This window comes from Streptomyces sp. NBC_01485 (genome assembly GCF_036227125.1).
GTDB lineage: Bacteria > Actinomycetota > Actinomycetes > Streptomycetales > Streptomycetaceae > Streptomyces.
In genome coordinates this window covers 7107738-7126639 of sequence record NZ_CP109435.1, presented here as the reverse complement: position 1 = coordinate 7126639, position 18902 = coordinate 7107738, and the positions used below count along the sequence as shown (strand labels likewise).

17 protein-coding genes and 1 pseudogene are annotated in these 18902 nt (G+C 71.3%); 9 read left to right on the top strand and 9 right to left on the bottom strand.

The window, feature by feature from the left end; all coding sequences use genetic code 11:
- Positions 1-168 precede the first annotated feature (168 nt).
- From modA to OG352_RS32280, 3 genes are read left to right on the top strand one after another with little or no spacing between them, the layout of a single operon-like run.
- A complete protein-coding gene (gene modA, locus OG352_RS32290) occupies positions 169-1017 on the top strand; it encodes a molybdate ABC transporter substrate-binding protein (protein WP_329221796.1) in 849 nt (282 codons plus the stop codon).
- Positions 1014-1886 carry a molybdate ABC transporter permease subunit gene (modB, locus tag OG352_RS32285; protein WP_329221794.1) on the top strand — a complete coding sequence of 291 codons (873 nt, stop codon included), beginning with the start codon at positions 1014-1016 and terminating at the stop codon, positions 1884-1886. The genes modA and modB overlap by 4 nt, the downstream gene beginning before the upstream one ends.
- Positions 1883-3007 carry an ABC transporter ATP-binding protein gene (locus OG352_RS32280; RefSeq protein WP_329221793.1) on the top strand — a complete coding sequence of 375 codons (1125 nt, stop codon included), beginning with the start codon at positions 1883-1885 and terminating at the stop codon, positions 3005-3007. The genes modB and OG352_RS32280 overlap by 4 nt, the downstream gene beginning before the upstream one ends.
- Before the next feature lie 128 nt (positions 3008-3135).
- Here the strand turns inward: OG352_RS32280 and OG352_RS32275 are convergent, their stop codons facing one another.
- Positions 3136-3606, bottom strand: coding sequence for a DUF6299 family protein (locus OG352_RS32275; RefSeq protein WP_329221791.1), 471 nt, complete (start codon positions 3604-3606; stop codon positions 3136-3138).
- Positions 3607-3871: 265 nt separating this feature from the next.
- Between OG352_RS32275 and OG352_RS32270 the strand changes: the two genes are divergently transcribed.
- Together OG352_RS32270 and OG352_RS32265 are read left to right on the top strand one after the other, a co-directional pair.
- Positions 3872-4693 (top strand): PaaX family transcriptional regulator, encoded by an 822-nt coding sequence (locus OG352_RS32270; RefSeq protein ID WP_329221789.1) that lies wholly within the window; start codon positions 3872-3874, stop codon positions 4691-4693.
- A 233-nt stretch (positions 4694-4926) separates the two neighbouring features.
- On the top strand, positions 4927-5388 hold the full coding sequence (locus OG352_RS32265; protein ID WP_329224042.1) for an ATP-binding protein: 462 nt from the start codon (positions 4927-4929) through the stop codon (positions 5386-5388).
- Positions 5389-5414: 26 nt separating this feature from the next.
- On the opposite strand, the gene argF is transcribed toward OG352_RS32265, so the two are convergent.
- Positions 5415-6422 carry an ornithine carbamoyltransferase gene (gene argF / locus OG352_RS32260; protein ID WP_329221787.1) on the bottom strand — a complete coding sequence of 336 codons (1008 nt, stop codon included), beginning with the start codon at positions 6420-6422 and terminating at the stop codon, positions 5415-5417.
- A gap of 176 nt (positions 6423-6598) precedes the next feature.
- Positions 6599-7822 carry an arginine deiminase gene (locus tag OG352_RS32255; protein ID WP_329221785.1) on the bottom strand — a complete coding sequence of 408 codons (1224 nt, stop codon included), beginning with the start codon at positions 7820-7822 and terminating at the stop codon, positions 6599-6601.
- 135 nt (positions 7823-7957) lie between these two features.
- Here OG352_RS32255 and OG352_RS32250 point away from each other — a divergent pair, with 135 nt between their 5' ends.
- Both OG352_RS32250 and OG352_RS32245 read left to right on the top strand, forming a co-directional pair.
- Positions 7958-9094 carry an SPFH domain-containing protein gene (locus tag OG352_RS32250; RefSeq protein WP_329221784.1) on the top strand — a complete coding sequence of 379 codons (1137 nt, stop codon included), beginning with the start codon at positions 7958-7960 and terminating at the stop codon, positions 9092-9094.
- Positions 9091-9999 (top strand): hypothetical protein, encoded by a 909-nt coding sequence (locus OG352_RS32245; RefSeq protein WP_329221783.1) that lies wholly within the window; start codon positions 9091-9093, stop codon positions 9997-9999. Before OG352_RS32250 ends, OG352_RS32245 begins: the two co-directional genes overlap by 4 nt.
- A gap of 76 nt (positions 10000-10075) precedes the next feature.
- On the opposite strand, the gene OG352_RS32240 is transcribed toward OG352_RS32245, so the two are convergent.
- The 4 genes and pseudogenes from OG352_RS32240 to OG352_RS32225 form a co-directional block, all read right to left on the bottom strand.
- The gene (locus OG352_RS32240; protein WP_329221782.1) at positions 10076-12634 is read right to left on the bottom strand and encodes a polynucleotide kinase-phosphatase; all 2559 of its coding nucleotides are present in this window, start codon (positions 12632-12634) and stop codon (positions 10076-10078) included.
- Positions 12631-14160, bottom strand: a complete 1530-nt coding sequence (locus OG352_RS32235) for a 3' terminal RNA ribose 2'-O-methyltransferase Hen1 (protein ID WP_329221780.1) — start codon at positions 14158-14160, stop codon at positions 12631-12633. The genes OG352_RS32240 and OG352_RS32235 overlap by 4 nt, the downstream gene beginning before the upstream one ends.
- Before the next feature lie 158 nt (positions 14161-14318).
- Positions 14319-14501 (bottom strand): annotated as a pseudogene (locus OG352_RS32230) (DUF4232 domain-containing protein); the annotation flags it as partial.
- 45 nt (positions 14502-14546) lie between these two features.
- Entirely contained in the window at positions 14547-15470 is a 924-nt protein-coding gene (locus OG352_RS32225) for an LLM class F420-dependent oxidoreductase (protein ID WP_329221778.1), read from the bottom strand.
- 245 nt (positions 15471-15715) lie between these two features.
- Here OG352_RS32225 and OG352_RS32220 point away from each other — a divergent pair, with 245 nt between their 5' ends.
- Entirely contained in the window at positions 15716-15901 is a 186-nt protein-coding gene (locus tag OG352_RS32220; protein ID WP_329221776.1) for a hypothetical protein, read from the top strand.
- 260 nt (positions 15902-16161) lie between these two features.
- On the opposite strand, the gene OG352_RS32215 is transcribed toward OG352_RS32220, so the two are convergent.
- Positions 16162-17409, bottom strand: a complete 1248-nt coding sequence (locus tag OG352_RS32215; protein WP_329221774.1) for an XRE family transcriptional regulator — start codon at positions 17407-17409, stop codon at positions 16162-16164.
- 139 nt (positions 17410-17548) lie between these two features.
- Between OG352_RS32215 and OG352_RS32210 the strand changes: the two genes are divergently transcribed.
- A complete protein-coding gene (locus OG352_RS32210; protein ID WP_329221773.1) occupies positions 17549-17737 on the top strand; it encodes a hypothetical protein in 189 nt (62 codons plus the stop codon).
- Positions 17738-18376: 639 nt separating this feature from the next.
- Here the strand turns inward: OG352_RS32210 and OG352_RS32205 are convergent.
- Positions 18377-18856: a DUF6099 family protein gene (locus OG352_RS32205; RefSeq protein ID WP_093776249.1), complete on the bottom strand. Its 480-nt coding sequence runs from the start codon at positions 18854-18856 to the stop codon at positions 18377-18379.
- Positions 18857-18902: the final 46 nt, after the last annotated feature.

The window sequence follows — 18902 nt, the reverse complement described above, 5'->3', positions numbered from 1 at the left end:
ACGCATATACCACCCGCCGCAATCGATAGCCCAGCTCATGCGATGCGACAAGGTACTAACACCTCGCATTTGCGGCAGTATGCTCGGAGTGGCGCTCGCGGTCGTCGTCGAAGGAGCCGAAAGACCCGAAAGCCCCTGGAAGAGTCCCTGAGAAGGAGTAGATCCGTGATGACCCGTTCCGTGCGCCGGACCCGCCGCACCCGCACGATGCTGCAGGTGACCGGTGTGAGCGCCGCCGCACTGCTGGCCCTGAGCGCCTGCTCCTCCTCCGACGACTCCTCGTCGGCCAAGTCCGACGCGTCCGGCTCCTCCGACGCCTCCGCGTCCGCCTCCCCCAAGCTGTCCGGCACGGTCACCGTGTTCGCGGCGGCCTCGCTGAAGGAGAGCTTCACGGCGCTGGGCAAGGAGTTCGAGAAGGCGCACCCCGGCACGAAGGTCACCTTCAGCTTCGGCGGCAGCGACAGCCTCGCCGCGAGCATCACCGGCGGCGCCCCGGCGGACGTGTTCGCCTCCGCCAGCCCCAAGACGATGAAGATCGTCACGGACGCGGGGGACGCCGCGGGGACACCCGCCACCTTCGTCCGCAACCAGCTCGAGATCGCCACCCTGCCCGGCAACCCCGACAAGATCACGTCCCTCAAGGACCTCACGAAGTCGGGCCTGAAGGTGGTGCTGTGCGACAAGACGGTGCCGTGCGGCGCCGCCGCCCAGAAGGCGCTGGACGCCGGCAAGCTGAAGCTCACCCCTGTGTCGTACGAGCAGGACGTCAAGTCCGCCCTGACGAAGGTCGAGCTGAAGGAGGCCGACGCGGCGGTCGTCTACAAGACCGATGTGAACGCCGCGGGTGACAAGGTGGAGGGCGTGGAGTTCCCCGAGTCGGCCAACGTCATCAACGACTACCCGATCGTCCAGCTCAAGGACGCGAAGAACACCGACACCGCCAAGGCGTTCATCGCGCTGGTGCAGTCCGCCGAGGGCCAGAAGGTCCTGACCAAGGCCGGGTTCCTCCAGCCGTGATTCCGGTCGACGAGTCCGGCGCCGCGTCCGACACCCTGACGGGCGGACCGCGGCGCCGGCGGGGGCGGGCGGCGGCCCTCCGGCGTCGGCGCAGCCCCGTTCCGCTGCCGTTGCTGCTGCCCGCGCTCGTCGGTCTGGCGTTCCTGGTCCTGCCGTTGGTCGCGCTGCTCGTGCGGACCAACTGGTCCACCCTGCCGGACCAGTTGACCAGCCCGGCCGTGTGGCAGGCGCTGCGGCTGTCCCTGCTCTGCGCGACGGCGGCCACCGCGGTGAGCCTGGTGCTCGGGGTGCCGCTGGCCTGGCTGCTGGCCCGGGTGGAGTTCCGCGGCCGCGGACTGCTGCGCGCCCTGGTCACCCTGCCGTTGGTGCTTCCGCCGGTGGTCGGGGGTGTGGCGCTGCTGATGGCGCTCGGCCGCAACGGCGTCGTCGGGAAGTGGCTGGACGCCTGGTTCGGGATCACCCTGCCCTTCACGACCGCCGGGGTCGTGATCGCCGAGGCGTTCGTCGCCATGCCGTTCCTCGTCATCAGCGTCGAGGGCACGCTACGGGCCGCCGACCCGCGCTACGAGGAGGCCGCGACCACCCTCGGCGCCTCCCGGTTCACCGCGTTCCGCCGGGTCACGCTGCCGCTGATCGCTCCCGGGGTCGCGGCCGGCGCGGTCCTCGCCTGGGCGCGGGCGCTGGGCGAGTTCGGCGCGACGATCACGTTCGCGGGCAACTTCCCCGGCCGCACCCAGACCATGCCGCTCGCCGTCTACCTGGCCCTGCAGAGCGACCCGGAGGCGGCGATCGCCCTCAGCCTGGTCCTGCTGGCCGTCTCGATCGCGGTCCTCGCGGGCCTGCGCGACCGCTGGATGACCGCCTCATGACCGACGCGGAGAAGACCGCACAGACCGCACACGACACCGGCACCGGTTCTGGCGGTGGCGGTGGCGGTGGCGGTGGCGGTGATGAAGGACTGGACGCCCGTCTCGTGGTCGACCGGGACCGCTTCCGCCTCGACGTCACCCTGACGGCCGCTCCCGGTGACGTGGTCGCCCTGCTCGGCCCGAACGGCGCCGGCAAGACCACCGCCCTGCGCGCGCTGGCCGGTCTCGTCCCCCTCACGGACGGTCATCTACGGCTCGACGGCGACTCGTTGGAGCGCACGCCGCCCGAGTCCCGCCCGGTCGGCGTCGTCTTCCAGGACTACCTCCTCTTCCCCCACCTCACCGCCCTGGACAACGTGGCCTTCGGCCCGCGCTGCCACGGCGTCGGCAAGGCGGCGGCCCGCGCGCAGGCCGCCGAGTGGCTGGAGCGGATGGGTCTCGCCGAGCACGCCGGGGCCAAGCCGCGCCGCCTCTCCGGCGGCCAGGCCCAGCGCGTCGCCCTCGCCCGCGCCCTGGCCACGAACCCCCGGCTGCTGCTCCTCGACGAGCCCCTCGCCGCGCTCGACGCCCGCACCCGTCTCGATGTCCGCGCCCAACTCCGCCGCCATCTGGCCGACTTCGAGGCGGTAGCGGTCCTCGTCACGCACGACCCGCTGGACGCCATGGTCCTGGCCGACCGTCTGGTCGTCATCGAGGACGGCCACGTGGTGCAGGAGGGCACCCCGGGCGACATCGCCCGCCACCCGCGCACCGACTACATCGCCCACCTCGTCGGCCTCAACCTCTACCAGGGACGCGCCGACGGCCACACCGTACGACTCGACACCGGGCCCGCGATCACCACCACCGAGATCCTCACCGGGCCGGTCTTCGTCACCTTCCCGCCGGCCGCGGTGACCCTGTACCGCGACCGCCCCACCGGTACCAGCGCCCGCAACCTCTGGCACTGCGAGGTGGCCGGCCTGGAGACCCACGGCGACCGCATCCGCGCCGACCTCACCGGCGAACTCCCCCTCGCCGCCGACCTCACCACCGTCGCCGCCGCCGAACTCGGCCTGCACCCCGGCACCCCCGTCTGGGCCACGGTCAAGGCAACCCAGACCCACGCCTACCCGGCCTGACGGTCGACGCCGCCTCCGAAGAGCCGGATCACCGGATCACCCCGAACTCTCCTACGGGGAGGGGAACACCTGATTCCCTTCCCCTCAACCCCTCCTCTCCCCTCAACCCCTCCTCACGAGCCCGCCGCTCAGCCTTCCGTCAGGGTGATGTCCCGCTCCTGAGCCGCGTGGAAGCGGGGCAGGGGCAGGCCGCCCTCGGGGCGGAGTTCCATCAGCGTGGCCTCGACGTGGGCCGCACCGGGGTCGAGGTCGTCCGGGGTGGCCTTGCCGGTGTTCACCCAGGCATGCTCGGCTCCGTCACACACGGCACGGGTGCCGCCGATGCCGTGCCGGACGTCGTCGGACTTCTGGCCGACGGAGGAGCTGACGAGAACGGGACCCGTGTTGCCGGTGCAGCGGTAGGTGCCCGAGAGCGTCACGGTGCCGTCGGCGGCGATACGGCCCACCGGGTCGACGGTGACGGACTCCGACGGGACGGCAACGGCGGTGGCGGTGACCGCCGGGGCGGCCAGCAGAAGCAGGGCGGCACCGGCGGCCACGGACAGAGCGGGGCGCAAGAACGTGGACGTGGACGTGGACGTAGGCATGGACCTGGACATGGAAGAACCTCCTGTTGTGGGGGCCTCCACTGGTACCGGGCTGGCGCGCTCGCAGCGGTGATCGTCACTCCTTCGGTGGCGAGTCCGCGCCCGTCGTCGACGAACCGTGTCCTGGAGCTGTCACGCTTTCGGCCGCCCGCTGGCGATGCCCCCGGCCCGAGCGCATGGTCTACCCATGCGGGCCGACCGGACGGCCGACCCCACCGACATCGATCGCACAGACGGTTGCACCAATGGTGACCAGCAGTAATACCGAAGAACTAAGATGATCAACGTGTCCGACCAGCCCGCACCCCGGTCTCTCATCGTCACGCTCTACGGCGCGTACGGCCGCTTCGCACCGGGCCCGGTGCCCGTCGCCGAGCTGATCCGGCTGCTCGCCGCAGCGGGCGTCGACGCGCCCTCCGTACGCTCCTCGGTGTCCCGGCTGAAGCGGCGCGGACTGCTGCTGCCGGCCCGTACGGCGCAGGGCGCGGCCGGGTACGAACTCTCCGACGAGGCACGGCAGTTGCTCGACGACGGCGACCGGCGCATCTACGCCACGGCGACCCCCGCGGACGAGGGCTGGGTGCTGGCGGTGTTCTCGGTCCCGGAGTCGGAGCGGCAGAAGCGGCACGTGCTGCGGTCGCGGCTCGCGGGTCTGGGCTTCGGTACGGCGACTCCGGGCGTGTGGATCGCCCCGGCGCGACTGTACGACGAGACCCGGCACACCCTCCGGCGGCTGCACCTCGACCCGTACGTCGACCTCTTCCGCGGCGAGCATCTCGGTTTCGCGCCGACCGCCGAGGCCGTCGCCCGCTGGTGGGACCTGGCGGCGATCGCCAAGGAGCACGAGACGTTCCTCGACCGCCACGCGCACGTCCTGCACGCCTGGCAGCAGCGGCCGGACACCCCGCCGGAGGAGGCCTACCGCGACTACCTCCTGGCCCTGGACTCCTGGCGCCACCTGCCCTACACCGACCCCGGCCTGCCCGCCCGCCTGCTGCCGCAGGACTGGCCGGGCACCCGCTCGGCGGCGGTGTTCCACGAGCTGCACGAGCGGTTGCGGGACGCCGGGGCGGAGTTCGCCGGGGTACGGGTTCCCTGAGGTCGGCGTCAGGTCACCGCACGCAGAGTTCCCGTCACACACGTCACCGGTCGTCAATAAGCCGGTAACAACGGGATCAGGTGCGCGAGGGGAGCCGTTGGTCCGGGTAAGCGGCTGATAGCGGGATCGAGGGTCCCGTACGGAGCCCACCGGGCATCTCTGCCGGAGGCCGCCGCTACCATTCATAAAGTTGAAAGCAGGACCGACCGATGTCGATCACGGGGACCTGCGCCATGAACGGACTCGCCTTGCACGAACGCCCCTCCGACTCCGCCGCCTCCTGGCGTATCGCGCTGCCGCACTCCGCCGCGGCCGTGCCGGTGGCCCGTGCGCTGGTCCGTACGGCGCTCGCGGAGCTGAAGCACGCGGCGGACAGCGACACCGCGGAGCTGCTCACCGCCGAGCTGGTGGCGAACGCCGTGGAGCACACCACCGGGGACGACCCGATAGAGCTGGTGGTCGAGGTGCAGCCGACGGGCTGCCAGGTCGAGGTGCACGACCCCGACCCGGTGCCGCCCGGCGACCTCACCCGCCCGTCCGGCGAGACGCCCGACCCCTGGCAGGAGCACGGGCGCGGACTGCTGCTGATCCGCGCCCTCAGCTCGTCCTGCGGGCACCGGCCCACGGACCGGGGCAAGGCGGTGTGGTTCAGACTGGCCGCCGTTCCACCACAGTGGCGTCCGCGTCACGTGTGACGCCCGGCACCCCGGGTCAGATCAGATCAGGCCAGGGTTGCCACGAGTACGGCCTTGATGGTGTGCAGGCGGTTCTCCGCCTCGTCGAAGACGACCGAGTGCGCCGACTCGAAGACCTCGTCGGTGACTTCCAGGGAGTCGAGGCCGTGGCTGTCGTATATGTCCTGGCCGACCTTCGTGCCCAGGTCGTGGAAGGCAGGCAGGCAGTGCAGGAACCGGACGTCCGGGTTGCCGGTGGCGCGCAGGACGTCCATGGTCACGGCGTACGGGGCGAGGGCGGTGATCCGCTCGTCCCAGACCTCCTTCGGCTCGCCCATGGAGACCCACACGTCGGTGGCGACGAAGTCGGCGCCGGCCACGCCCTCGGCGACGTCCTCGGTGAGCAGGACCGTGGCGCCTGAGGCCTCGGCCAGCTCACGCGCCCGGGAGACGACCTCGTCACCGGGCCAGTACGCCTTGGGCGCGACGATGCGGACGTCCATCCCGAGCAGCGCCCCGGTGACCAGGTAGGAGTTGCCCATGTTGAAGCGGGCGTCGCCGAGGTAGGCGAAGGCGATCCCGGTCAGCGGCTTGGCACTGTGCTCGGTCATGGTGAGCACGTCGGCCAGCATCTGGGTGGGGTGCCACTCGTCGGTGAGACCGTTGTAGACGGGGACCCCTGCGTACGCGGCGAGCTCCTCGACCTTCTGCTGGCTGTCGCCGCGGTACTCGATGCCGTCGTACATCCGCCCGAGCACGCGCGCGGTGTCCTTCACTGACTCCTTGTGGCCGATCTGCGAGCCCACGGGGTCGAGGTACGTGGTCGAGGCGCCCTGGTCGGCGGCGGCGACCTCGAACGCGCAGCGGGTGCGCGTCGAGGTCTTCTCGAAGATCAGCGCGATGTTCTTCCCGCGCAGATGCCGCGTCTCGGTCCCGGCCTTCTTGGCGGCCTTCAGCTCGGCGGCCAGCTCGATCAGGCCGCGCAACTCCTGCGCCGTGAAGTCCAGCTCCTTGAGGAAGTGGCGCCCGGCGAGGGCGGTCGGGACAGTCGCCATGGGGGCGCTCCAGAGGTACGAGAACAGGACAGGACCAGGATGATGCGGGACCATGGAAGTCTATACGATGACCAGCATTTATATACAGCCCCCTGGGGCGTTCCAATCGGCACCCCATGCGGCGCCCCCATACGGCGCTCCACACAGCGCCTCATCCAGCACTCCATGCGGCGGTCCTATACGGCCGCCCGCTCGACCGGGCAGCTCATGCAGCGCGGTCCACCCCTCCCCCGGCCCAGCTCGCTGCCGGGGATCTCGATCACCTCGATGCCCTGTTTGCGCAGGTGGGTGTTGGTGGTGACGTTGCGCTCGTAGGCGACGACGACGCCGGGCTCCACGGCGAGGACGTTGCAGCCGTCGTCCCACTGCTCGCGTTCGGCGGCGTGGACGTCCTGGGTGGCGGTGAGGACGCGGATCTCGCTGAGGCCGAGGGCGGCGGCGATCGCGCGGTGCATGTGCTCCGGGGGGTGGTCGGTGACCTTGAGTTCCTTCTCGCCGACGCCCGGTTCGATGGTGTACGACCGCAGCATGCCGAGGCCCGCGTACTGGGTGAAGACGTCGCCGTCGACCATGGTCATCACGGTGTCGAGGTGCATGAAGGCGCGCCGCTTCGGCATGTCGAGGGCCACGATGGTCTCGGCCGAGCCCGCGGCGAACAGCTTGTGCGCGAGCATCTCGACGGCCTGCGGAGTGGTGCGCTCGCTCATGCCGATCAGCACGGCGCCGTTGCCGATGACGAGGACGTCACCGCCCTCGATGGTGGACGGATAGTCGGCCTGCCCCTCGGACCAGACGTGGAACGTCTCGCCGCGGAAGAGGGGGTGGTGCCGGTAGATCGCCTCGAAGTGGACGGTCTCGCGCTGCCGGGCCGGCCAGCGCATGGAGTTGATGGCGACGCCGTCGTAGATCCAGGCGGAGGTGTCGCGGGTGAAGAGGTGGTTGGGGAGGGGGTCGAGGAGGAAGTCGTCGAGGTCCATGACGTGGAAGCGCACGGACGTCGGCTCGGGATGCGCCTGGAGGAACTCCCGCTTGGTCATGCCGCCGACGAGCGCCTCCGCCAGCTCCGGGGCGGGGAGGGTCTCGAAGGCGGCGCGGAGGTGGTCGGTGGCGAGCACCCCGTACTCCTTCTCGTCGAAGACGCGGTCCAGGACGAGCGCTCTGGCCGCCGGGAGCGCCAGGGCCTCGGTGAGCAGGTCGCCGAAAAGGTGGACGGCGACGCCGCGGTCGCGCAGCACGTCGGCGAACCCGTCGTGTTCGGCGCGCGCCCGGCGCACCCACAGCACGTCATCGAAGAGCAGCGCGTCCTTGTTGCTGGGGGTGAGCCTTTTGAGCTCCAGATCCGGCCGGTGCAGGATGACGCGGCGCAGCCGCCCGGTCTCGGAGTCGACATGGAATCCCATGTCTCCATCCTGACCATCGGGGACCGTCTTCACCCGCCGCCCGACCGTTTCCGCACCCGCTTTTGTTCTCGTCCCCTTGACGACAACCAGCTCTCCCGATTATCGTCGCACTGACGACAACGGGAGGGACCACTCATGGCCGACATCACCCGGCGGCTGGGCTGGCGGCATCTGCGCGGCGCCCCCACGGCACACGTCCGCCACCACCGCTCGGGCAAGCTGGTGCACGACGGGCCGGGGCTCAGTTTCTGGTTCCGCTCGCTGAGCGCCGCGCTCTCCGAAGTGCCGGTGGACGACCGTGAGTTGGCCATGACCTTCCACGCCCGTACGGTCGACTTCCAGGACGTGGCGGTGCAGGCGACGGTGACCTACCGGATCAGCGACCCGGCCGTGGCGGCCGCCCGCCTCGACTTCTCCGTCGACCCGGACACCGGGGTGTGGCGCAGCGCGCCCCTGGAACAGCTCGGCACGCTGCTGACGGAGACGGCGCAGCAGCACGCCCTGGACGTCCTCGCGCGTACGTCGCTGTCGTCGGCGCTGGTGGACGGTGTGACGGCGGTGCGGGAACGCGTCGCGGCGGGATTGGCGGCGGAGCCGCGGCTGCCGGCCACGGGCATCGAGATCGTGGCCGTCCGGGTCGTCGCGCTGCGCCCGGAGCCGGAGGTGGAGCGCGCGCTGCGGACCCCGGCGCGCGAGCAGATCCAGCAGGAGGCCGACCGGGCGACGTACGAGCGGCGCGCGGTGGCCGTCGAGCGGGAGCGCGCCATCGCCGAGAACGAACTCGCCAGCCAGATCGAACTGGCCCGCCGCGAGGAGCAGTTGGTCGAGCAGCGCGGTACGAACGCCCGCCGGGAGGCCGAGGAGAACGCGGCAGCGGACAAGGTACGGGCGGAAGCGGAGGCGACACGGACCGTACGGCTCGCGGAGGCGGAGGCCGCCCGCTCGGTGAAACTGGCGGAGGCGGAGGCGCAGCGCTCGGAGCGGCTGACCCTGGCGGAGGCGTCGCGCACGGTCCGGCTCGCGGAGGCGGAAGCGGCCCGCGTGGTCCAACTGGCCCGCGCCGAGGCGGAGTCGGCGCGCGAGGTCGGCGAGGCGCGGGCCCAGGCGCAGGCGGCCTGGCTGCGGGTGCACGGGGACGTCGACGTGGCGACCCTGCACGCCCTCACCGGGACACGGCTCGCGGAGAACCTGCCGCACATCGACAGCGTGACGATCTCGCCGGACGTCCTGACCGGACTCCTGTCGAGGCTCGGCGCGGGGGAACGGGAGTGAGTCTCGCCCCGCGGGCCGTGCTGGTCCACCGCACCACGGAGTACGAGGAGTTGGTGGCCCGGCACGGCACGCACGGCCAGGCCGCCTTCTTCCTCTCCTCGCGGGGCCGCGACATCGAGGAGATCGCCGAACGCCACCGCCGCACAAGACGGGCGCTGGCGGAGGTGACGGCTGCGGTCCCCCTGACATGGCGTCAAACACGAGTGGAACGAAGGGACTTGGACCGCTTCCTCTTCGCACCCGAGGACGTGGTGGTCGTGGTCGGCCAGGACGGACTGGTGGCGAACGCCGCCAAGTACCTTGCCGGGCAACCGGTGGTGGGCATCGACACGGACCCCGGCCGCAACCCGGGCGTCCTGGTCCGCCACCGCCCGGCGGACGCGCGTACGCTCCTCCCCTCCGTGCTCACACCCGGCACCGGCACAACCGACCTGACCATGGTCGAGGCGGTCGCCGACGACACACAGCGACTGCTGGCCCTCAACGAGATCTACCTCGGCGCCCCGGGCCACCAGACCGCCCGCTACCGCCTGGGCCTCGACGACGACGGGGGTGCCGTCGAGGCCCAGGCTTCTTCCGGGGTGCTGGTGGGCACGGGCACGGGGGCGACCGGCTGGATCCGCTCGGTATGGCAGGAACGGTCCGGCGGCGACGACGGTCTGCGGCTGCCGGCCCCGACGGAAGACCGCCTGGTGTGGTTCGTACGCGAGGCCTGGCCGTCCCCCGCCACCGGCACCTCCCTGATCGCAGGCGAACTCACCCCCGACGCCCGCCTGACCCTCACCGTCGAATCAGAACGCCTCATCGCCTTCGGCGACGGCATCGAATCCGACGCGGTGGAACTGACATGGGGACAGCGGGTGCGGGTGGGGAGAGCGGGAACGGCACTGCGGCTCGTCGGTTGAGTCGCAGCGCCGTCCGCTGCCCCCGCGTGTCAGGCCGACAGCTCCTCCGCCGTCGCGTCGAAGGCCGTCGGCCCGCTCACAGTCGCGGGTCCACCGGCTCCGACTCCAGGGCCAGCACCCCGAACACCGCCTCGTGGACGCGCCACAGGGGTTCGCCCTCGGCCAGGCGGTCCAGGGACTCCAGGCCCAGCACGTACTCGCGGATCGCCAGCGACCGCTTGTGGTTGAGGAAACGGCCGCGCAGGCGGGTGAGGTTGTCGGGGCTGGTGTAGTCCGGACCGTAGATGATCCGGAGGTACTCGCGGCCCCGGCACTTGATACCGGGCTGGACCATGCGGCCTTCCCCGTCGCGGGCCAGCGCGCCGAGCGGCTTGACGACCATGCCCTCGCCGCCCCGGCCCGTCATCTCCAGCCACCAGTCGACGCCCGCCCGGACCGACACGGGGTCGGCCGTGTCGACGTACAGGCGGCGGGTGGTCTGGAGCAGGCCCGTGCCGTCGTGCTCCACCAGCCGGTCGAGGAACGACAGTTGCTCGTCGTGGGGCAGGGCCGCGAGGCTGCGGCCCTGGACCGCGAGGATCTGGAACGGGGCCAGGCGGACGCCGTCCAGTCCGTCCGTCGTCCAGCAGTAGCGGCGGTACGCGTCCCTGAACGCGGCCGCGTCCGCGGCGCGTTCACGCTGGCGGGAGAGGAGGTCCGCGACGTCGACTCCGCGCGCCGCCGCGCCTTCCAAGGCTGCAAGTGCGCCCGGGAAGACGGCGCCGGAGGCGGCGCCCACGGCCGCGTACTGCGAGCGCAGGAGGCCGGTGGCCTTCAGCGACCACGGCATCAGTTCGGCGTCCAACAGGAGCCAGTCCGTGTCCAGTTCGGACCACAGGCCCGCCTCGTCCACCGCCGCCCGCACCCGGCCGAGGATCTCCTCCGTCACCGCCTGGTCGTCGAAGAACGGGCGGCCCGTGCGGGTGTAGAGCGATCCGGTGGGGCCGTCCACGCCGAACCGCTTACGCGCCGTTTCCGCGTCGCGGCACACCAGGGCCACCGCCCTGGAGCCCATGTGCTTCTCCTCGCACACCACCTGTGCGACGCCGCCTCGCGCGAACTGCGCGAACGCCTCCGCCGGGTGCTCGAGGTAGCCCTCGATGTGCGAGGTGGCCGTGGGGGCCATCGTCGGCGGGAGGTAGGGCAGCAGGCGCGGGTCGACCGCGAAGCGGCTCATCACCTCCAGGGCCGCGGCCGCGTTCTCCTCGCGGATCGAGACGCGGCTCTGGCCGTCGTAGCGGGTCTCGACGACGCGCCGGCCGTGGACGTCCGCCAGGGCCAGCGGGCGGCCGTCGTGTCCGCCCGGCGCCTCCGACCGCAGCGGCTTCGCCGGCTCGTACCAGACCTGCTGCGCGGGGACGTCGACCAGCTCGCGCTCCGGCCAGCGCAGCGCGGTCAGCTTGCCGCCGAAGACGGCGCCGGTGTCCAGGCAGATGGTGTTGTTCAGCCAGGTGGCGTCCGGGACGGGCGTGTGGCCGTAGACGACGGCCGCCCGGCCCCGGTAGTCCTCCGCCCACGGGTAGCGCACCGGCAGGCCGAACTCGTCGGTCTCGCCGGTGGTGTCGCCGTAGAGCGCGTGCGAGCGGACGCGGCCGGAGGTGCGGCCGTGGTACTTCTCCGGCAGACCCGCGTGACAGACCACCAGCCTGCCGCCGTCGAGGACGTAGTGGCTGACCAGTCCGTCGATGAACTCCCGCACCTCGGCACGGAATTCCTCGCTCTCGGTCTCCATCTGCTCGATGGTCTCGGCCAGGCCGTGGGTGTGCTGGACCTTGCGGCCCTTCAGGTGACGGCCGTACTTGTTCTCGTGGTTGCCGGGTACGCACAGGGCGTTGCCCGACTTGACCATCGTCATCACGCGGCGCAGGACACCCGGGCTGTCCGGGCCCCGGTCGACCAGGTCGCCGACGAAGACGGCCTGCCGGCCCTCCGGGTGGACGCCGTCGGCGTAGCCCAACTTGCCCAGCAGGGAGTCCAGTTCGAGGGCGCAGCCGTGGATGTCGCCGATGATGTCGAAGGGTCCGGTGAGGTGGGTCAGGTCGTTGAAGCGCTTCTCGGTGACGATCGAGGCGTTCTCGACGTCCTCGACGCCCCGCAGGACGTGCACCTTGCGGAAACCCTCCCGCTCCAAGTGGCGCAGGGAGCGGCGCAGTTCACGGGTGTGGCGCTGGATGACGCGGCGGGGCATGTCGGCGCGGTCGACGCGGCCCGCGTTGCGTTCGGCGCACACCTCCTCCGGGACGTCCAGCACGATGGCGATGGGCAGCACGTCGTACTGCTTGGCCAGGTCGATCAGTTGGCGGCGGGCGTCCTGCTGCACGCTGGTCGCGTCGACGACCGTACGGCGGCCGGCCGCGAGCCGCTTGCCCGCGATGTAGTGCAGGACGTCGAAGGCGTCGCGCGTCGCGCTCTGGTCGTTCTCGTCGTCGGAGACCAGACCGCGGCAGAAGTCTGAGGAGATGACCTCGGTGGGCTTGAAGTTGCGGCGGGCGAAGGTGGACTTGCCGGACCCGGACGCGCCGATCAGCACCACGAGGGAGAGGTCGGTGACGGGCAGGACACGTCCCTGCTTCTCGGAAACCTGAGTCTCAGTCATGCGGCCTTCGCCTCCTTCTCGTTCGTGGACTTGCGGGTCGTCGACTTGTCCTTCGTGGACTTGTCGGTCGTGGACTGCCGGGTTGCTGTGCTGATCTCGAAAACGGCCATCTGGGTGGGCGGTCCCACCTCCGGGTCGTCCAGGCCGACCGGGACGAACTCCACGTCGTACCCGTGCCGTTCGGCGACCGTGCCGGCCCAGGTGCGGAACTCCTCGCGGGTCCACTCGAAGCGGTGGTCGCCGTGCCGGACATGGCCGGCCGGGAGGGTCTCCCAGCGGACGTTGTACTCGACGTTCGGGGTGGTCACCAGGACCGTGCGCGGGCGGGCCGCGCCGAACACCGCGTACTCCAGGGCGGGCAGCCTCGGCAGGTCGAGGTGTTCGATCACCTCGCTGAGCACGGCGGCGTCGTAGCCCTTGAGGCGGGCGTCGGTGTAGGCGAGCGAGCCCTGGAAGAGCTGGACGCGCGAGGCCTGCCGCTCGCCCATGCGGTCCAGCTTCAGCCGGCGGGAGGCGATGGTGAGCGCGCGCATCGACACGTCGACACCGACGATCTCGGTGAACCGCGGGTCCTTCAGCAGCGCCTGCACCAACTGGCCCTGGCCGCAGCCGAGATCGAGGACCCGGGCGGCCCCGGACGCCGTCAGTGCCGTGACGATCGCCTCGCGGCGCAGCACGGCCAGCGGGGTCGGACGCTCCTCCGTCTCGGCCTCCGCCTCGACGGCGTTGTCGATCTCCTCGACCTCGCTGTCGTCGGCCTCGGCGAGCCGGACCAGCTCCAGCCGCTCCATCGCCTCCCGGGTCAGCGACCAACGACGGGACAGGTAACGGCTGGTGATCAGTTTCTGCTGGGGGTGGCCGGGCAGCCAGCCCTCACCTGCGCGCAGCAGCTTGTCGACCTCGTCGGAGGAAACCCAGTAGTGCTTGGCGTCGTCGAGGACCGGCAGCAGGACGTACAGGTGACGCAGGGCCTCGGCGACGGTGAGCGTCTCCGACTCCAGGACGAGGCGGACGTACCGCGAGTCGCCCCAGGCCGGGAACTCCTTGTCGAGGGCGATCGGTTCGGCATCGACCGTCCAGCCGAGCGGCTCGAAGAGGCCGCGGACGAGGTCGGGGCCGCCGCGGGCCGGCAGCGCGGGCACCTCGACCCGCAACGGCCGTGTCTGCGCCGGGAGTTCTGGCCGCGCGGCGCACACCCCGCGCATCGCGCTGGAGAACACGCCGCTCAGCGCGACCGCGAGCAGCGAAGAGGCCGCGTACGGGCGGTCGTTGACGTACTGGGCGAGGGCCGCGTCGGGGGCGCCGCCGCGCCCCTTGCCCTTGCCGCGCCGGACCAGCGCAACGGCGTCCACCTCCAGCAGCAGCGCCGCCGTGCAGCGCTCGGCATCGGCCTCGGGGTAGAGGACATGGGCCTTGCCGTAGGAGGTGGAGAACGCCTGCGATTTGTCCGGGTGCTTGTGCAGCAGGAAGCCCAGATCGGTGGCGGGGCGCTCGGGGGTGCCGGTGGTGCTGATCGTCAGGAACACGGTGGGTGCCTCGGAAGGGTTCGGATGGGGTGCGGAAGCGCTGGTCGTGCGCTCACGCGCCCCTACAACGTACAGAGAACGGTCCGGCGGTACCCGCCAATTTTCACACCGGCCGGCAGCCTTCTGCCCTGGTCAGATGCGAGTAAGGGCTGCTCCGCTCACTCCGCCGCGCTGCGCCACGCGCTGACGCCCAGCTTTCCGGTGGTGCCGAGGTCCAGGTGAGGGGTCACCGTCACCGGGGCGGCGCCGGGCCTGGCGCGCACTCGGACGTACGGGACGTCGACCGTGGTGCCGGAGCCGGTGGTGTTGCGCCACATCAGGCCGGCGCTCGCACGCTCGCCGCCCGTCGCCTACGCCTACCCCCACCTCCACCTCCACCCCCAGACCTACGACAGTTGCGCCTGCACCTGGGCGGAGATCAGTTCCAGGTGGTCCAGGTCGTGCAGGTCGAGGAGCTGGAGGTACATCCGCCGGGAGCCGACCTCGGCGTAGCGGCCGATCTTGTCGACGACCTCGGCCGGGGAACCGGCCAGCCCGTTGGCCTTGAGCTCCTCGACCTCGCGGCCGATCGCGGCGGCGCGCCGGGCGAGCTCCTGGTCGTCCTTGCCGACGCAGACGACGAGGGCGTTGGAGAAGGTGATCGCGTCGGCCTCGCGGCCGATCTCCGCCGCGGCGGCCCGTACCCGGCCGAACCGCCGCTCGCTGTCCTCTACCGAGCCGAACGGCATGTTGAACTCGTCGGCGAACCGGGCGGCCAGCCGCGGGGTGCGGGTCGCGCCGGTGCCGCCGATCAGTATCGGGATCTTCGGCTGCGCGGGCTTGGGCAGCGCGGGCGAGTCGGTGAGGTCGTAGTACGTGCCGTGGAAGTCGAAGGTCTTGCCGAGCTCCGTGGCCCACAGGCCCGTGACGATCTCGAGCTGCTCCTCCAGGCGGCCGATCTTCTCCTTCGGGAAGGGGATGCCGTACGCCGTGTGCTCCTCCTCGAACCAGCCCGCGCCCAGGCCGAGTTCGACGCGCCCGCCGGACATCTGGTCCACCTGCGCGACCTGGACGGCGAGGACGCCGGGCAGCCGGAAGGTGCCGGCGGTCATCAGCGTGCCGAGGCGGATGCGCTTGGTCTCGCGGGCGAGTCCGGCGAGGGTGATCCAGGCGTCCGTGGGGCCCGGAAGGCCGCTCACGTCACCCATCTTCAGGTAGTGGTCCGACCGGAAAAATGCGTCGAATCCGAGGTCCTCGGTGGCCTTGGCCACGGTGAGGAGGGTGTCGTAGGTCGCCCCCTGCTGGGGCTCGGTGAAGATGCGAAGATCCATGCCTCCATCCTGCACTCCGGCCGTCCCGTCAACCCCACCGGCCTCCTCGCCCCCGCCCCTCCCCGGTCGGGTGAAAAACGCCCGTGCCGTGCGTGGGGGGGTTGCCCGGGCCAGTGACCCGCCCCCGTGGTGATCGTTGGCGTGGGCGGAGCCGGACCGCCCGGCGCCCACGCCCGGCTGGTCAGCGCCGGAACGTCACCCGCATCGGCCCTCCTCGCAGGGGGGCCAGGGCCGAGGAGGCCGTCATGTCCGAAGAGACCGTGCCGCAACAGGGCGGGACCACCGCCGCAGCCCCGCCGAAGGGGTTGCTGCAGCAGATGGAGGAACTGATGGCGGCGTTGAACGCGGATCTCTCCGACCTTGAGATCAAAGCGGGTTTTTCCCCAAGGAATCACAGACGCGTGACCTGGGGTGACGTCAATTTACTTTAGTTAGTTCGGCCCGATCCGGCGGGCAGCGCACGCCGGATCAAAATCGTTGGCGAGCCGGGCGACCCGCCAACGATTCACGTACCCGCGTAAAGAGAGAGACCACCGCCAGCGTGGAACTGGTCGGTGGTCTGGTCGTCGTGCTGCGCCGCCAGCTCACGGCTTCGTACGGCAGGATTCCAGGGGGTTTCGGGGCCGTACGGTAGTGGGTTTGAGCTGGGGGCTCAGCCGAATTAATTAAAGGCTGGCGAACAGGGTCCGGGTCAGTCGAACTCACGCAGCGCGGCGACGAGCTGGGGCCCCTCGGGGGCACCCCGGCGCAGCAGCACAGCAGCCGCCGTGTGCAGCTCGTTCCACGAATGCGGGCGGCCGACGGCAGCGGCGTCCGGCACCGCCTCCAGAGCCACGGTGAGGGCCTGCGCCGCTTCCCCGGCCCCGGCGAGGGCATGTGCAAGGCAGGTTCGGTACCAGGTGCGGTCACGCCGGTACTCGTCCGGCAGGGCGGCCAGCCCGACCGTCAGGTGATCCACGGCGGTGCGCCAATGCTTGAGGTGCAACGCGGCCATGCCCCGCTGGAGGGTGAACCAGGTCTCGCCGTAGAAGTACATCCAGACCGGCTCGTCCTCGGGGTGCTGGGCGGCCCGGCCAATGAGTGACTGCGCCTCGTCCAGGAGCCGTTCGGCGTCGTCGCCGTCGCCGTTGAGGGCGTGGCCCCGGGCGGCCATCTGCGCCGCCATGCCCTGGACCCCGAGGGACGTGCCTGGGGCGGACCAGCGGGCCGCCTCGGCCAGCCTGACGGCTCGGTCGCCCCGGCCGCCGGACCACGCCATGTGCGCCTTCATGCTGAGAGTGGTGGCGGCCATGTTGGCGTCTCCGGCCTCCAGCGCCCATTCGTGGCTGCGGTCGTACCAGGCCAGCGCGGCGGCCGTCTGCCCCTGGTCCTGCGCCATCCAGGCCAAAAACTGAGCGTGCTCCGAGGCGAGTCGGATCACCCGGCCGGCCAGCGGACCACGGGCCGCGGCGTACAGGTCGACGACCGTACGGAGCTGCTGGCGCATCACGTGTACGAGGGGGCGCGAGCCGATCTCGTCCTCGGCTCGGCGGTGCTCGGCGAGCAGCCGGTCGAGCCAGTTCAACGTGGGAGCGTCCACACGGTGTTCGGACTCCACCACGGTCGTCACCCGGGTCAGCAGATCGTCATCGGGTCCCGGGCCGGGGAGCACCAAACCGGCGACCGCCTGAGCCGGGGCGCGGGCCCCCGCACGGGTGAGGTCCGCCGGGATATCCAGGCCGGACACGATGCGCTGCCGCACCTCGACAGAAGTCACCCGGCGGTGCCCGCGTTCGATACCGGAGACGTCGGGCTGGACCAGGCCGACGCGCTCACCGAGCCGGGTCTGACTGAGGCCGGTCAGCTTGCGGTACGTGCGGAAGGCGGCGCCCCAGTCCTCGGCCGTGACGGCTGCGATGAGCTGCGGGTGCGACCACAGGCCCGGTCCGGAATCCCCCATGGATTCAAAGATATAGGGCCGGGCTATAGGGCGGCCCAATTGTGACGGATGGGGCAGCACACGAGGGTTGACAGGCAAGTACCCCGGGAGCCCTGACCGACTCGCCGGGGCGTGGCCGACGCTTTGAGGGAGCGGCGACATGATTAAGACGACGGTGAGCGGCCCGATGCACCTGGGACTTCCGAAGGCGGAGCCGGTGCCGATCGAAGGGTGCGACGTGTGCGGGGCGTTGACCGAGCAGCGGAGAGCGGCCCGGTGGGTCGGGGATCTGTCGAAGGTGTCCGACCTCAACGTGGAGATGCGGATCCACCAGGGGAGTTGCGCGTGATCGACCACGAGCCGGAGATCGGCGACCTGGTGTATGACGATTCGACACGGAGGGTCGGCCGGGTGATGGACCGGATCGGTACGCGTTGGCAGCCCCGTCCTCCGGGCGGCGGACGGGAGTGGGACACACGCGGTCCTCTCCGGCCCGCTACGGCGGCCGACAGCCTGTCAGCAGGCGTGGCCCTGGCGAACGCGCGCAGTCGCGGTGAGACCCCGTGACCGGAGAGGCGACGTTGTCAGCGGAATGCACGGTGGCGAAGCGGCCGGCATGTGCGGACATGCACGACTGGTGCAAGCAGACCAAGGACGTGCCGCTGCCGCACTCGACAGGCATCCTGCTCGTGCGGCGGTGCGGCTGCTCGTGCCACTGGCCGGGGGCGAAGTAGCCCCGAACAGCACGGAGCCCGGCCGGTGATGATGCCCGGCCGGGCTCCGTACGTGTGCGTGGAGGAGGGGGCGTGGGCTGAGCCTGGAGCCTCCTCCGGCCGCCCGGATATCCCCCCATCCCGCTCCGCCCGCGCAGATCCCCCCACTCCGATCCCCCTACCCCGAACTCCGATCCGCCCGCGCCGCCCCCCTCCCATTTCGATCTCCATTTCCACCCCGCGCCCCTGCTCCCGCCCCCAGGGCCCACGGCTTCTCATCTCTCCGGCAAGGCGCCCTCCCTCTCCTCCCGTTCCTCTCTCGCCGCCAGCTTGCGCAGCATCTCCAGGACCCGGTCCCTGGACTCGTCCGCCGCGTCGATGGCCTCCATGCACTGCCAGTACGTGCCCTGGTCGTCCGCCGAGCTCGCCAGGCCGACCAGGGCGATGCCGACCTCGCCGAGCAGGCCGCCCAGGTCGAGCAGGGCCCGCCGGGCGTCGTCCAGCGCGGTGAGCCGGGCGGCCAGCATGTCTCCGGGGTCGAGGTCCGGCGCGCCGAGCACACCGCAGCCTCTGCCCGCCAACTCGGTCAGCCCCAGGGCCTCGCCGCGCAGTTCGGGCGGGCCCGAGACGGCTAAGCGACTGCCGATCGCCTGCGCAAGGGCCTGCGCCTGCCACACCTCCCTGAGAATCTCCGCTCCACCGCCGCTGCCTGCGAGCGCGCGTCTGCTCGTCAGGATGAGCCGCACCGCGTCCATGCGCCGCCCCCGTCTGTCCCGACGTGCTGCCCGCACGTCCGCCCGA